Genomic DNA, 14,787 nt, shown 5'->3' with positions numbered 1-14,787 from the left:
CCCGATCGGGCGGGCCGGAGCGGGGCCTGAGGACCGCGACACCGCACGGGCCACAAGGCTGCATCGGGGCCCCCGGGCGAGACAGCGGCGGTTCTCGCGGAGGCGCCGCGGCGCCTTCGGATCCCGTCAGTCGGTGAGGGCCGGCAGCCGGGCCTCGATCTCCTGCCGGTAGGGCTCGTATTGCGCCGGCAGCTTCAGCCCGCGCCCGAGATCGGCCAGCGGCTCGTCGACCGTGAAGCCGGGGCCGTCGGTCGCGATCTCGAACAGGACGCCGCCCGGCTCGCGGAAATAGAGCGAGCGGAAATAGTTCCGGTCCTGCTGCTCGGTCGTCCGCAGCCGGTGGGTCTCGGCCAGCCGCGCCCGCATCGCCGCCTGCTCCGCATCGTCGGCGGCGCGGAAGGCGATGTGATGGACCGACCCCGCTCCCATGCGGCCCGGAAGGAACTCGCCCGCCTCGCGGATATCCACGAGACCGCCGATCCCGCTGCCCGAGCGGTAGCGCAGGACGGTTCCCTCGCGCCCGGCCTCGGTGAAGCCGAGGACGTCGGTCAGGATCGCGCCGGTGGCGCCCGCCTCGCGCAGGAGGAGGCTCACGCCATGCAGGCCGCGGATGGCGGCCTCGGCCGGGATCTCTCCGGTGCCCGCGGCAGGCTCGCCCTCGATCCCCGGCACGCCCACGAGCGCGAGCCGCATGCCGTCGGGGTCACGGAAGGCCAGCACGGTCTCGCCGAAGAGCCGGACGGGCGCCTCGTGCGGGACGGCTTCGGAGATCAGCCGGTGGGTCCAGAAGCCGATGGCGGCCTCGGGAACGAGGAAGCGCGTCTCCTGGGTCTCGCCGATCCCGGCCCGACCGGGAGCCGCCTGCTCCCACGGGAAGAAGGTGAGCAGGCTGCCGGGCCCGGCCGCGTCATTGCCGTAATAGAGGTGGTAGCTGCCGGGGTCGTCGAAGTTCACCGTCTTCTTGACGAGGCGCAGCCCGAGCTTGCGGGTATAGAAGTCGAGGTTGCGGCGGGCCGGGCCGGAGATGGCGGTGACATGGTGCAGGCCTTGGGTCATTTCGATCCTCCTCGGGGCCGGGGCGGCCCCTTCGCGTTGACAGGAAGATGGGGAAAGCCGGCCGCCGCGTCACCCCGCTTCCCATTGCATCCGCGCAAGACTAACCTTGCATCAGTGGCATCCTTCTTGCGCCGAAGCACAGACTGCGAGGGCAATCTCCATGGCCGATCCCTTCCGCACCCTGGCATGGGACGACTTCCGGCTGGTGAAGGCCGTGGCCGAGGCGGGCGGCCTCACGGGGGCGGCAGCGGCGCTGGGCATCGCCCATTCCACCGCCTTCCGGCGTCTGGGCCAGATCGAGGAGCGCCTGGGCACCCTCCTCTTCGAGCGCCACCGCACCGGCTACGCGGCCACCCCCGCGGGCGAAGAGATGGTGGCGCTGGCGGAGCGGGTCGATGGCGACATCGCGGCCTTCACCCGCCGTCTCGCCGGGCAGGAGATCCAGCCCGCGGGCGAGTTGCGGATCACGACCAGCGAGGCCCTGCTGGTGCATCTGCTGACGCCGATCTTCGCGGCCTTCCAGCGCCAGTGTCCCGAGGTGCGGCTCGATGTGGTGATCGCGGATGCGGCGCTGAACCTTTCCAAGCGCGACGCGGACGTGGCGATCCGCGCCACCGACACGCCGCCCGAGGCGCTGGTCGGCCGGCGGGCTGCCCGCATCGGCTGGGCGCTCTACGGCCCGCGCGGGGCCGGGGCCGCTGTCCCCTGGGTCTCGCTGAACGAGACCTTCGCCGCGCTGCCGGTGGTGAAGGCCGAGCGCGCGCGGGTGCCGGCCGACCGCGTGGTCTACCGGCTGAACAGCCTGAGCGGTCTCGCGGAAGCCATCGCCTCGGGGATCGGCCAGGGCCACCTGCCCTGCTTCATCGGCGACCGGCGCGAGGATCTCGTGCGGCTGTCCGACCCGCTTCCGGAATTTGCGGCCGATCTCTGGCTCCTCACCCATCGGGAATTGCGCCACTCGGCCCGGGTGCGGGTGTTTCTGGACTTCGTCGCGGCCGAACTGCGCACGCGAAAGCCGTTCATCGAAGGCGAGGCTTGACCGCGGAGGGAGGCCGTCGCCGCGGGACGGGCGCGGCGCAGGATCGCGCGCCGCAGGTCTGGGCCTGTGGTTTCCCGCGAAGGCGGCGACCGCCTGCGCGAGGTGGGTGAGAGGGGCGGCTCCGCTTCCGCAGGCGGACATCTCCGATCGGGGCCTCCTTGCCGTCGGCTCCGGGGGAGGCGCGGATCGCAAGGGCTTCGCCGCAAGGGGTTCTTATGGCGGATCGAAAGAGGCGGGCCCTGGGGCCCGCCTCCGTTCCGGCCAGCGGGGGCCTCCGGCGTCAGCCGATGCGGCCGCCGCCCTGCCGGGTGATCGCGACGACGGCCGGGCGCACCGGCATGTCGTCCTGGAAGTCCGGCCAGCGGGTGGAGAGGTCCTCGTAGTAGGACAGGCGGCCGTGGCCTTCCCAATCCTCGCCGCCGTCGCCCGGATGCTGGACCGCGACGAAGAAGGTGGTCATGTCCTCGGTCGGGCAAGGGCCGCAGAGTTCGGCCCCGACCGGCACCCGGTAGAACAGGCGCGAGGTCCCGCGCGCGTCGCCCTCGGTGTCCACCGCCCAGAGGCCGTCCGTCCGCCCGGTATCGGCCATCGAGTTGCCGTCGGTCGAGACCCACAGGCGGCCGTCGGCATCCACCGCGGCATTGTCCGGCATGCCGAACCAGCCGTTCTTCGTGGTCTCGGTCGAGAAGGTCGCGCCCACCTCGGCCACCGACGGATCGCCGCACTGGAGCAGGATCTCCCACCGGCCGGTCGTGGCCGTGAAGTCTCCGTCGGCCTCGAGGATCTCGATGATATGGCCGAAGGCATTCTCCACGCGCGGGTTGGCCGCATTGGCCTCGGTGCGCTTGGTGTTGTTGGTCAGCATGACATAGGCGCGGCCGGTCTGCGGATTGGGCTGGATGTCCTCGGGCCGGTCCATGGGCGTGGCCTCGAGGAGGTCCGCCGCGCGGCGCGTCTCGATCAGCACGTCGGCCTGGCTCTCGAAGCCGTTCTCGGCCGTGAGCGGCCCCTCGCCATGGACGAGCGGGATCCACCGCATCGAGCCGTCGGCCTCGAAGCGGGCGACATAGAGCGTGCCCTCGTCGAGGAGGTCCATGTTGGCCGCGCGGTCGTCGGGGTTGTAGCGGCCCGCGGTGACGAACTTGTAGACATAGTCGAAGCGCTCGTCGTCACCGAGATAGAAGACGACGCGCCCGTCCTTCGCCACGACGCTTTCCGCGCCCTCGTGCTTGAAGCGCCCGAGCGCCGTCCGCTTCTTCGGCACGGAAGCGGGGTCCATCACATCGACCTCGACGATCCAGCCGAAGCGGTTGGGCTCGTTGGGCTCCTGACCCAGGTCGAAGCGCTTGTGGAACCTGCCCCACTGGTAGGAGGCGCCGGGCACGCCCAGCCGCTCGTGGTTGCGCGCCTCCGGGTGATCGGCCGGCAGCTCGCCGAGGAAATAGCCGTGGATGTTCTCCTCGGCCATGATGTAGGTGCCCCACGGGGTGACGCCGCCCGCGCAGTTGTTGATCGTGCCGAGCACCTCGGTGCCCGACGCATCTTCCGAGGTCTTCAGCCGGTCATGACCTGCCGCGGGACCGGTGAGCTGCATCCGGGTCTTGGCGGTGATGCGGCGGTTCAGGCGCCCGTCGAGCACCGGCACCCACTTGCCGCCCTCCTTGCGCAGTTCGATCACGGTGCCGCCGTGGGCCGCCATCTCGATGTTGGCCCGGTCCTCGGTGGCATCGGCCACCACCATCTCGCCGTCCTGCAGGGTGACAACGTTCGGGAACATCAGATGTTCGTTGGTATATTCGTGGTTCACGACCAGAAGGCCGCGATCGGCCGCCCCGTCGAGCGGGATGAACCCCACGAAGTCGTTGTTGTAGCCGAACTGGCGCTCCTGCGCCGCCTCGCTCTGGGCCCGCGGATCGAACTCCGGCGCGTCGGCGAAGACCTTGTCGCCCCAGCGCAGCAGGACATCGGCATCGTAGCCCTCTGCCACATGGTGGTCGGCATCGACGCCGGCCTCGACCTCGGGGAAGCTGAAGGCCGAGGCGCCCTGCGCGCGCGCTTCGCCCGCGGCAAGGAGCGCCACGGGGGAGACGGTCGCCGCGATGGCGGCAGAGGCCATCGAGCCCTTCAGGAAGCCGCGGCGCGAGAAGCGCGCGGCGATGATGTCGCCCATCGTGGGAGTGGCGGTCGGGTTGAGGCCGGGCCCGTCGGCCTCCTCCAGCTTCGAGGTGCGGAAGATCTGGCTTTGACGCAGATCGGTCATCGGTCTTCTCCTGGCCGTTGCTCGGTCAGGGCCGGTGCTACGCGCGAAGCGCAACAGAAACATGTCACTGTGAGATTTCTTTTGCGCGCTTCCCGCAGGCGGACGGGGCGGGCCGGGCCCGGGCGCAGGGCGGCCGCAAGCGGGCCGGGGCCGCCGCCTGCCGCCGCGGATCCTGCGATCAGCCGCCGGTATGGTTCATGCCGCGGGCCATCGCGCCCTGCACGCCGCCCGCGAGATAGCCGAAGGCATGGCCCGCGGGTTTCAGGCGCAGCGCGGCTTGAATGGCCGCATAGAGCCCGAGGCCCGCCTCGCCGTCGCGGAGCGCCGGGCGCAGGTCGCTCGATCCCTCGGTGCCGAGGCAGGTGTAGAGCTCGCCCCGGCAACTCAGGCGCACGCGGTTGCAGGTGGCACAGAAATTGTGGCTGAGCGGGCGGATGAAACCGATCGTCTGGCCGGTCTCGGCCACCCGGACATAAGAGGCGGGGCCGCCGGTCGAGAGCGCCATGTCGGCGAGCCGGTAGCGGGTCTCGAGTTCGGCGCGCAGCGCGCTCAGCGGCCAGAACTGCGCAAGCCGGTCCTCGACCCCGAACTCGCCCATCGGCATGACCTCGATGAAGGTGAGATCGCAGCCCCGATCCGCGCACCAGTCCACGAGACGGAACAGCTCGTCCTCGTTGAAGCCGCGCAGCGCCACCGTGTTGATCTTGACCCTGAGGCCCGCGGCCTGCGCGGCGGCAATCCCGCCCAGCACATTCTCGAGCCGGCCCCATCGGGTGATCCGGCCGTATTTCGCAGGGTCGAGCGTGTCGAGCGAGACATTGACCCGCTTCACGCCGCAGTCCGCAAGCTCGGCCGCATGGCGGGCGAGCAGCGTGCCGTTCGTGGTGAGCGTGAGCTCCTTCAGCGCGCCCGAGCGCACATGCCGCCCCATCGCCCGGAAGAAGGTCATGATGCCGCGCCGCACGAGCGGCTCGCCCCCGGTGACGCGCAGCTTGCGCACGCCCAGATCGACGAAGGCGCTCACCAGCCGGTCGAGCTCCTCGAGCGTCAGCAGCTCGCACTTCGGCATGAAGCTCGTGTGCTCGGACATGCAGTAGGTGCAGCGCAGGTCGCAACGGTCGGTGACCGAGACGCGCAGGTAGGTGACCGTGCGGCCGAAACTGTCGCTGAGCGGGACAAGGGGATCATGGAGCATGGCGACATCCTTGGGGATCGGCAGGCGGAAAAGAGGCGGGCCGGGGGATCACGGGATCAGCCCCGCCCGCAGGCGAACCGGTGCCAGAGGAGCCGGTCGCCCGAGCGAATGCGGTCGACGTCGGAGGGAATGAGGGCGAGACCGTCCGCCTCGGCCAGAGGATAGAGCGAGCCGGAACCGCCCTCTCCCAGCCGGCGGAGGATCGGCACGCCCTGCAGCTGACCGTGGCCCATCCGCACCGGCACTACCTCGGCACGGCCCGGTTTGCGGCTGCCGTCGAAGCCCGCCCGCGCGGGTTCGGTGAAGAGGGGCGTCCAGGGCGCGTGCAGCATCTGCGCGATCTGGGCCGCGACGAAGAGGTGGAAGGTGACGAAGGCCGCGAGCGGATGGCCGGGCAGCGCGGTGACGGCGGTCGGGCCGAGGCGACCGAACAGCACGGGCTTGCCCGGTTTCAGCGCCACGCGCCAGCCCTCGACCGTGCCGCCCGCCTCTTCGAGCGCGGGACGCAGATGGTCGCGACCACCCATCGAGACGGCACCGGAGGTCACGAGCAGATCGTGGCGCCCGCAGAGCGCGCGCAGCCGTGCAACGGTGGCGGCGCACTCGTCGGGGAGGATCCCCAGATCCTCGACCTCGGCGCCGGCGGCCTGGGCCAAGGCGATCAGCATGGGGCGATTGCTGTCCGGGATGCCCTCGGGGCCCTGCCCGTCCCGGCCGAGCTCGTCACCCGTCGACAGGATGCCCAGACGCGGACGCCGCACGACGGCCAGCCGGCCGATCCCGTTCGCGGCCAGCAGGCCCACATGCTGCGGGCGAACCCGCGCCCCGGCGCGCAGGAGCGTGCCCCCTTCGGGCTGCTCGCTGCCGGCGCGGCGGACGTGGCAGCCGGCCTTCACGGGATGGCGGAGGCGGAGCCGGCCGCCCTCCTCGAGGCAGTCCTCGACCGGCACGACGGTATCGGCGCCCTCGGGCAGAAAGGCGCCGGTGAAGATGCGCAGGCTCGCCCCTTCGGGCAAGGCGCGGCGCGGGTCTCCGGCGGCGACGGTGCCCGCCACGGGAAGAGTGCCGCCCTCGCCCCGATCGGCGGCCAGCAGGGCGAACCCGTCCATGGCGGAGCGGTCGGCCGCAGGCAGGGCCCGCGGCGCCGCGATCCTGCGCGCGGCGACCCGGCCCGGCGCCTGCGCGAGCGGGACGGTCTCGGCCTCGGCGATCGGCGAGACGAGCGCGCGGGCGAGCCGGCTTGCGGCCTCGATGTCGAGCATCGGCGGAGGCGTGGTCTCGGCGGACACCGGCTGTCTCCTCGGGTGCGGCGGCGGCTTTCGCCACCGAAGCGGGTGATGTCACAAGTCCCGGCCCGGCAGCGGGTGCAGGGCCGGGAAGGTGAGGCGGCGGCGGAACCGCCGCCCCGGCCGGGGCGCCTCAGGCGCCCTTCGGCGTGTCGAACACGGTCACCGTCACCGGCGCGCCCGCATATTTCTCGACATCCGCGAGGATGGTCTGGCCGCAGTTGCCCTGCGCCAGCTTCGAGGTGCCGACGTCGAGCGACAGCACGTTCACGTCGCCGTATTTGTCGAGCGTGCCCTCCTCCGAGGGATCGAGCGGGTCGTACCAGCCGCCCTCGTAGATCTGGATCGCGCCCGGCATCACCGCGTCGCTGACCTTCGCGCCCACGAGGATCTGCCCGCGGTCGTTGAACACCCGCAGCACATCGCCGTCCGCGATGCCGCGCGCAGCCGCATCGGCGGGGTTGATGAGGCAGGGTTCGTGCCCCGCCACCGCATAGAGGTCGCGCAGCGAGGTGCCGTTCAGTTGCGAGTGCAGCCGCGACTTCGGGTGGCTCGCCACGACATGGAGCGGATATTTCGCCCCTGCCCCGCCGAGACGCTCGGCCGGTTCCATCCAGGTCGGATGGGCCGGGCAATCGTCATAGCCCATCTTCTCGATGTTCTTCGAGTAGATCTCGATCAGGCCCGAGGGTGTGCCAAGCGGGTTGAACAGCGGATCCTCGCGGAAGTCGGCATAGCGGACGAAATTAGCGCCCTCGGTGATCGGGAATTCGACGATCCCTTCCGACCAGAAGTCCTCGAACGACGGCATCGCCACGTTCTTGAACTCCGCCTGCTTCACCGCAGCCTCGTAGAACGAGCTGATCCAGCCCATCTCGTCGCGGCCTTCGGTGAATTCCGCGCCCTTGCCCAGGCGCTCGGCCAGGGCTGCGAAGATGTCGTAATCCGACCGGGCCTCGTAGAGCGGATCGACCACCTTCTTCATCGCGAGGATGGCGCGGTTCGAATAGTCGCCCACCGACTCGATGTCGTTGCGCTCGTAGGAGGTCGTCGCCGGCAGGACGATGTCGGCGTGGCGCGCGGTGGCGGTCCACTGGAAGTCCTGCACGATGAAGGTCTCGAGCTTTTCCCAGGCCTTGAGCATCCGGTTGCGGTCCTGGTGGTGCGCGAAGGGGTTGCCGCCCGCCCAGTAGGCCAGCTTCACGTCGGGATAGGTCGCCGTGGCGCCGTTGAACTGGAACTCGCCGCCGGGATTGAGCAGCATGTCCACCACGCGGGCGCAGGGGATCGAGGTCGTGCCGCTCTCCGACAGCCAGGCCGCGCCTTCGACCGCCTTGCCGCCGTCCGAGATCCCGCCCAGCGCCGGGCCGTCGCTCGTGGGCGAGCCGCCGTTCGAATAATGGTAGCTGAGGCCGAAGCCGCCGCCCGGCAGACCGATCTGGCCGATCATCGAGGCCAGCGTCACGAGCATCCAGTGCGCCTGTTCGCCATGGTGCATCCGCTGGATCGACCAGCCCGCGGCGAGCATCGTCCGGCCCGCCACGAAGCTGCGGGCGAGCTCCCTGATCTGTTCGGCCGGCAGGCCGCAGATCTCGGCGGCCCATTCGGCCGTCTTGGGCGTGCCGTCGCTTTCGCCGGTCAGGTAGGCCGCGAAGAGGTCGAAGCCCGTGGTGCAGTTCTCGAGGAAGTCCTTGTCGTGCAGGTCTTCGCTGTAGAGCGTGTGCGCCATGCCGAGCATCAGCGCCACGTCGGTCTGCGGCCGGGGCGACACGACGTCGGCGCCGAAATAGTCGGCCGTCTCGGTGCGCACGGGGTTGATGCAGATGACCCTGGTGCCCTTCTCCTTCAGGGCCTTCATGCCGGCATAGGCGCCATGGTCGGGGATCACCCAGCCGATCTCGTTGGTCTTCATCGGGTCGGCGGCCCAGAAGACCATGAGATCGGTGTTCTCCACCACCACGGGCCAGGCGGTCTGCTGCTCGTAGACCTCGAGCGTGCCCATGACATGCGGCATGATGATCTGCGCGGCCGCCGTCGAATAGTCGCCCGACGAGTTCACGACCCCGCCCGCCAGATTCAGCGCGCGGCGCATGAGGACCTGACAATTGTGCAGCCGGCCCGGGCTCTTCCAGCCGTAGGAGCCGCCGAAGGTGCCGGTGGGGCCGTAGCTTTCCTGAACGCGCTTCAGCTCGCGGGCCACGAGGTCGAGCGCCTCATCCCAGGTGACGCGGACGAAGTCGCCGTTGCCGCGGGTCGAGCGATCGGCGTTCACGCCCTTCTCGAGGAACTCGCGGCGCACCATCGGATATTTGATCCGCGTGGGCGAATAGATCGAATCGAGCACGCCCGGCAGCTGGTGCGACGGCGCGGGATCCTTGTCCCAGGGCTCGAAGGCCACGGCGCGGCCGTTCTCGACCCGGGCCTTGAACACGCCCCAGTGGCAGCCCGACATGACCTCGCCATTGGCGAGACCTTCCGCGCGGGCCCCCTGCGCGAGGAGCGAGGTGCCGCAGAGACCGAGAGCCCCCACCGCCGCCGTATAGCTCAGGAAGGCGCGCCGCGAGAGTTCGGCATGCAGCTCCTGACCTGACAACTTCGTCATCTGGCTTTCCTTTCTTCCGTAAGACGGTTCTGCCGGGCTTCGTTCCGGGCGGGGCATGCGGCCATCGCGGCCGAAAGGAGACGCGCGGCGCCTCCCCAGAAGCCCGTCGTATCCTCTTCGAGGCAGCGCGCGCAGAAGGCCGGGATCCAGCCCTGCAGGCGGTCTTTCATGGCGTCCGTGCCGGGATCCCCGCTCATGAGCAGGAAGGACAGGAGCGCGAGCTCGACCGAGATATGGTCGGGCGGCTCGACGCAGCCTGCGCCGAGCGAGAGGTCGGCCCGGGCGAGGAGATGCTGCATCTCGGCCGCCGGGGCCTGATAGAGCCGCCCGCTTCCCTGCCAGGCGGATTCGCACGGCACCACCGTGCGGCGGCCGCCGAAGCCCAGAAACAGCCGGTTGAAGGCCGTTCCGAGGCGGGCTGCGAGGGCCTCGTCGCTGTCTTCCCCTGCCAGCGCCTGCCGCATGGCGGCGGCGCCGGGGGCGAAGTCGGGCAGGGCCGCGAGGCTTTCGAGCCAGGCTGCGGCCTCCCCGCGGCGGTAGGCGCCGATCCCGGGGGCCGTCGGCGGCGCGATGAAGACCTCGGCCAGCCAGGCGCAGAGGGGAGCCAACTCGCCGGCCCCGGCGGCAGGCGCCGAGACGGGCAGGAGGGGACCGGGAACGGGAGGCGCGAGGGTCATTCCGCGGCTCCTTCCGGTTCCACATCCTTCGCATGCATCTGGACGTAGCGCTGCACGAGGCGGAACTGCTCGTCGTCGAGCGGCGCCCGGCTCTTCATGGCGTTCAGCGTGCCGATCCACTGGTTGGCGAGGAAATGCTCGGGATGGGGCAGGACGTGGCACATGCCGCAGGCGCCGTTGTACATCTGCTTGCCATATTGCCAGAGCGCCTCCTGATCGCCGGTCAGGTCGCGGTTGCGCACCCAGGCCGTCAGCGAGACATCCGTCCAGGTCTGCTCGGTATCCGGATCGACCATGGAGGCGCCCGGCACGACCGAACCCGTGGCCGCCGGAGCCAGCGCCGCATTGAAGATCCGCTTGCCCTGCTTCTCGTAGATGACCCGCTCGGCCCCTTCCTGCTGCCAGCCCTTCACCTCGACCTGCACCCAGTCACCCGTCACGTCGACCACCTGCATCGGCGTCGCGGCCAGAAGCCGGCCGTCGGCCTTCGCCTTCTCGCCCGAGGGCTTTTCGAGATAGGCCTCGATGGTCCGGAGCGGATAGAGCGTCTCGCCCTTGCGGGGCTTCAGCGACTGCGAGGCCGTCTCGAGCTTCGAGAAGAGCGCGCGGTAGCCGCTGGCCATGTCGGGCATCTTGTGGGCGATGCCCTTGTGGCAGTCGATGCAGGTGCCGCCCTCGTTCATCGCCTGCTGCATCTGCTTGGAGGCCTCGGGCCTCTGGTGGGCGAAGTCCATGGCCTCGAACGAGTGGCAGGTCCGGCAGGTGGCCGAGTCGTTGGCCTTCATGTCGGCCCAGACGGTCTCGGCCATCTCGAGCCGGTGCGCCTCGAACTTCTCACGCGTGTCGATCGTGCCCCGGATCTCGCCCCAGAGGTCCTTCGCGGCGAGGAGCTTTGCGCGGTAGAGCTTCCAGCCGGATTTCGGGACGTGACAGTCGGCGCATTCCGCCCGCACGCCCGAGGGGTTTTGGTAGTGGATGGTGGTCTTGTATTCCTCGTAGTTGTTGTCCCGCATCGAGTGGCAGCTGATGCAGAATTCCGTCGTGGTCGTCTTTTCCACGACATAGTGGAACCCGTTCCAGCCGACCGCGCCGGCTATGCCGCCGGTCACGAGGAGGACGCCGAGCCCCCATTTCGTGCTCGGTCGCCAGAAAGCCTTCCAAATCCTGCCGATCACCTTTGCCTCCGAAGCCTGGCCGCAAGACCGCCCCCATGCCGCAGGACCGCGGCGGGCGCGCCGGCCCTTTCCCGAAGGTCCGCCGGCTTGCTGCCTTTCCGTTGAGCAGGAAGGTGGAGGGGCGGTGTGAACCGCGTTGCGTCAGCCTGTTAACCGGGCGTAAAATGATGTGAACAGGATGTTAACGGCGGCCAAGTCGATGAATTGCCGTTGAATTCGAGGCGCGATAAGGCGCAATAGGCCCGGTCGGCCGTCGGAGACCCTGCGCGTCATGAAGAAGAACTACCACATGCTCGTCGTCGAGGACGACCCGGTCAGCCGCCAGACGCTCGCGATGTATCTGCGCAAGGAGAACCACGAGGTCAGCGAGGCGCGCGACGGCGAGCAGATGCGCCGCGTCTTCGCCCGGGGCGATGTGGACGTGGTGATGCTCGACATCAACATGCCCGGCGAGGACGGGCTGTCGATCCTGCGGGAACTGCGCCGGCAGTCCGAGGTCGGCATCATCATGGTGACGAGCCGGAAGGAGGATGTGGACCGGATCGTGGCCCTGGAGCTCGGCGCGGACGACTATGTGACCAAGCCCTACAACATGCGCGAGATCCTGCCGCGGGCGAAGAACCTAGCCCGGCGCGTGGCGGCCCTGCGGCTCGTGCGGCCGGACCAGCGTGCCACGACCTTCGTCGGCTGGACCCTCGATCCGGCCCATTGGACGCTGACCGATCCCGCGGGCCATCCTGTCAAACTGACACGGGCCGAGTTCGAGCTGCTGGCCACCTTCGCGGCCCATCCGGGGCAGGTTCTGACCCGCGACCAGCTGATGAACCATGTCGGCCGCCGCGGGCACGAGACCCTCGACCGGACCATCGACGTTCTCGTGCGCCGCCTCCGCCGCAAGATCGAGGCGGACCCCTCCGACCCGCGGCTGATCGTGACCGTCCACGGCATCGGCTACGTCTTCCAGGCCTGACGCCGGACGGGGCGGCCTCAGCCCTCGGCCACTCCGGCACTGGCTTCGGCCCAGGCGAGATCGGCCAGCGCCGGGGCCGCGCGGCAGTCTGCGACCAGCGCGAGCACCAGGGCCGCCTCGCAGCCCTCGGCCGCGGCCGCGGTCTCGACCTGCTCTGCCCTGTCGGAGAGGCCCGTGAAGCCCAGATGCCGCGCCGACCCCTTCAACCGGTGCGCCAGAGACGCCACGCTCCGCATGTCGGCCTCCTCCATCGCCCGTTCGAGCGCACGCGCGGTCTCGAGGACGCTCTGCCGGAAGGTCCGGACGATCCGCGCGGCGGAGGTGCATCCGAGCGCCTCGGCATGACCCCGCAGCACGCCGAGGTCTACCGACGGCAGGGCCCGCGGGGCCGGACCCGCGGGTTCGGCCTTCCCGAGCGGGGTCGGCGAGGAACTTCCGACCAGCCGGCAGAGGATCTCTTCGAGACGGGCGAAATGGAAAGGTTTTCCAAGGAAGGCATCGATCCCCGCCTCGGTCAGCGCCACAGGATCCACCCCCGGACCCCGCGCAGACAGCGCCACCAGCGGCAATTCCGCCGTGTGCCGGTCGGCGCGGCGGCGGATCGCGCGGGCCAGCTCCAGCCCGTCCATGTCCGGCAGGTTGAGGTCGGTCAGCACGAGATCGAAGCGCTGCTCGCCGAGGGCCACGAGCGCCGCCTCGCCGGTGCCGGCCAGCCGCACGCCGTGGCCCGCGGCCGAGAGCAGGCTCTGCGCCACCAGCGCATTCACCTCGTCATCCTCGACCACCAGCAGATCCAGCGCCCGTGCCGGCGGCGGCACGACGGCCGTCGCATCGTCCGAAGGCAGGCTCCCGCCCGGCGCGAGCGCGACTTCCAGCGTGAAACGGCTGCCGAAGCCGGGCGTGCTGCGCACGTCGAGCCGCCCTCCCAGATGGCCGGCGAGCCTCCGGCAGATCGCGAGACCGAGGCCTGTGCCGCCGTGGCGACGCGAGATCGAACTGTCGGACTGGATGTAGGGCTTGAAGATCTCCTCGAGCTTCTCGGCCGCGATGCCGGGCCCGGTATCGCTCACGGTGAAGCGGAAGCGGTGGCCACAGGCGAGGCGCTCGGCCCCGACCACCACGGTTCCCTCCGCGGTGAACTTCACCGCATTGCTGGTGAGGTTGATGAGGATCTGCCGCAGCTTGCCTGCATCTCCCACGACCGGCGGCAGGTCCGTCCGCTCGATCACGAAGCGAAGCTGCGGCTTGCGGCGCACCAGCGGCTGCATCATCCGCGCCACATCGTCGAGGATCTGATCGATCGAGAAATCCACCTGCTCGAGCTCGACCAGACCGGACTCGATCCGCGCGTAATCGAGCACGTCGCTCACGATCGAGGCGAGCACCTCGGTCGAGCGCTCGATCGCATCGACATAGCCGCGGTCGCGGGGGGCAAGCTCTGCCTGCTTGAGAAGTTCGGTGACGCCTCCGATGCTGTGGATCGGGGTGCGGATCTCGTGGCTCATCGTGGCGAGGAAGTCGGTCTTGGCCCGGGCCAGCGCCTCGGCCTGCTCGCGCGCCCGCCGCGCTTCGGTAACGTCGTGGAAGGTGACCACGATGCCCGCGAACTTTCGGCTCACGTCCAGCATCTCCTGCGCCGTGATCGAGAACCAGCGCTCGCCGATCGAGGTCAGCACGTCGCCCGCCTCGCCCCGCAGCTTCAGGGTCTCGAGGTCGAAGCCCGCCACATCGGCGAAGCTGAGGTTCGCCTCCGGCCCGTAATAGACCGAGCCCGGCAGCGCATCCTGCAGGAAGAGACGCGCGGCGGCGAAGTTCATGTTCTCGATGCGCCCGCCGTCATCGACCAGCAAGACCGGATTGTTCATGCTTTCGAAGATGGTCAGATACTTGTTCTTCTCGTTGACGAGCGCCCGGTTCGCCGAGAGCAGCTGGTCGTGATCGAGATGGGCCAGCTCGCCGCTCCAGTGGGCGCAGATCCCCACCTCGGCCCGGTCGAAGAAGCCCCGCAGGAGGCGCAGCCAGCCCTCGCGCATCGCGGCAGGCACCCGCGCCTCGGCGGCGACATTCAGATAGACCTCGCGATAGCCCTTGAAGGCGCCGATGAAGGTCTCGAGCGAGATGCCGCGCAGCCGGTGGCGGAGGCCGGCCTCGATGCCATAGGCGGTGCTGGGATCGGTGCCGATGCCTGCGTCATAGTCGATGGCGGCCTCGGGCTGCTGGTGGTCGAGCATCAGGATGACGGAGTCCGTCAGCCCCTGCACGGACGAGCGCCAGGCCTCGGGCAGCGTCGAGACGAGGTGGCTGTAGCTGCGGGTGCTGGCATAGGCGACAACCCGTTCGGTCAGAAGGGTCTCGCGCGACTGCAGATAGTCGGCAAGCGCGCGCCGTTCGGCCGCCGATACGCCCACGGGCGTGAGTTCCGCACTGACCGCGAACGGGACGAACCGCTCCGACTTCTCGCGTATCATCGACCAGGCTCCTTCCGGGCGCGGGACCCGGGGCACGAGCCCCCTGCCCGGTCCGCGCG

At 69.8% G+C, this 14,787-nt stretch carries 10 protein-coding genes; 2 read left to right on the top strand and 8 right to left on the bottom strand.

Translation table 11 applies throughout. From position 1 onward, the window contains the following. Nucleotides 1–126: 126 nt before the first annotated feature. A complete protein-coding gene (locus tag A9O63_RS12800) occupies nt 127–1,056 on the bottom strand; it encodes a ring-cleaving dioxygenase (RefSeq protein ID WP_069332285.1) in 930 nt (309 codons plus the stop codon). A 160-nt stretch (nt 1,057–1,216) separates the two neighbouring features. Here A9O63_RS12800 and A9O63_RS12795 point away from each other — a divergent pair, with 160 nt between their 5' ends. Beyond that, the gene (locus tag A9O63_RS12795; protein WP_069332284.1) at nt 1,217–2,095 is read left to right on the top strand and encodes a LysR family transcriptional regulator; all 879 of its coding nucleotides are present in this window, start codon (nt 1,217–1,219) and stop codon (nt 2,093–2,095) included. A gap of 280 nt (nt 2,096–2,375) precedes the next feature. Here the strand turns inward: A9O63_RS12795 and A9O63_RS12790 are convergent, their stop codons facing one another. From A9O63_RS12790 to torC, 6 genes are all read right to left on the bottom strand, one after another. Next, nucleotides 2,376–4,355: a PhoX family protein gene (locus A9O63_RS12790; RefSeq protein WP_069332283.1), complete on the bottom strand. Its 1,980-nt coding sequence runs from the start codon at nt 4,353–4,355 to the stop codon at nt 2,376–2,378. Nucleotides 4,356–4,533: 178 nt separating this feature from the next. Beyond that, on the bottom strand, nt 4,534–5,550 hold the full coding sequence (gene moaA, locus A9O63_RS12785) for a GTP 3',8-cyclase MoaA (RefSeq protein WP_069332282.1): 1,017 nt from the start codon (nt 5,548–5,550) through the stop codon (nt 4,534–4,536). Nucleotides 5,551–5,606: 56 nt separating this feature from the next. Further along, complete coding sequence (locus tag A9O63_RS12780; protein WP_084295870.1) at nt 5,607–6,839, bottom strand: molybdopterin molybdotransferase MoeA; 1,233 nt, start codon at nt 6,837–6,839, stop codon at nt 5,607–5,609. 130 nt (nt 6,840–6,969) lie between these two features. Further along, a complete protein-coding gene (gene torA / locus A9O63_RS12775) occupies nt 6,970–9,438 on the bottom strand; it encodes a trimethylamine-N-oxide reductase TorA (protein ID WP_069332281.1) in 2,469 nt (822 codons plus the stop codon). Continuing rightward, nucleotides 9,435–10,115, bottom strand: a complete 681-nt coding sequence (locus A9O63_RS12770) for a TorD/DmsD family molecular chaperone (RefSeq protein WP_069332280.1) — start codon at nt 10,113–10,115, stop codon at nt 9,435–9,437. The genes torA and A9O63_RS12770 overlap by 4 nt, the downstream gene beginning before the upstream one ends. After that, nucleotides 10,112–11,290: a pentaheme c-type cytochrome TorC gene (gene torC / locus A9O63_RS12765; RefSeq protein ID WP_069332279.1), complete on the bottom strand. Its 1,179-nt coding sequence runs from the start codon at nt 11,288–11,290 to the stop codon at nt 10,112–10,114. The genes A9O63_RS12770 and torC overlap by 4 nt, the downstream gene beginning before the upstream one ends. A 271-nt stretch (nt 11,291–11,561) precedes the next feature. Here torC and dorR point away from each other — a divergent pair, with 271 nt between their 5' ends. Beyond that, nucleotides 11,562–12,260 carry a two-component system response regulator DorR gene (dorR, locus tag A9O63_RS12760; protein ID WP_069332278.1) on the top strand — a complete coding sequence of 233 codons (699 nt, stop codon included), beginning with the start codon at nt 11,562–11,564 and terminating at the stop codon, nt 12,258–12,260. A gap of 17 nt (nt 12,261–12,277) precedes the next feature. Here dorR and dorS read toward each other — a convergent pair whose 3' ends face one another. Continuing rightward, nucleotides 12,278–14,728: a two-component system sensor histidine kinase DorS gene (dorS, locus tag A9O63_RS12755; RefSeq protein WP_069332277.1), complete on the bottom strand. Its 2,451-nt coding sequence runs from the start codon at nt 14,726–14,728 to the stop codon at nt 12,278–12,280. Nucleotides 14,729–14,787 lie beyond the last annotated feature (59 nt).

The organism is Cereibacter johrii, from assembly GCF_001720585.1.
Lineage (GTDB): Bacteria > Pseudomonadota > Alphaproteobacteria > Rhodobacterales > Rhodobacteraceae > Cereibacter_A > Cereibacter_A johrii.
The sequence above is the reverse complement of the archived record's forward strand: the minus strand, read 5'-3'. Positions and strand labels throughout refer to the sequence as shown.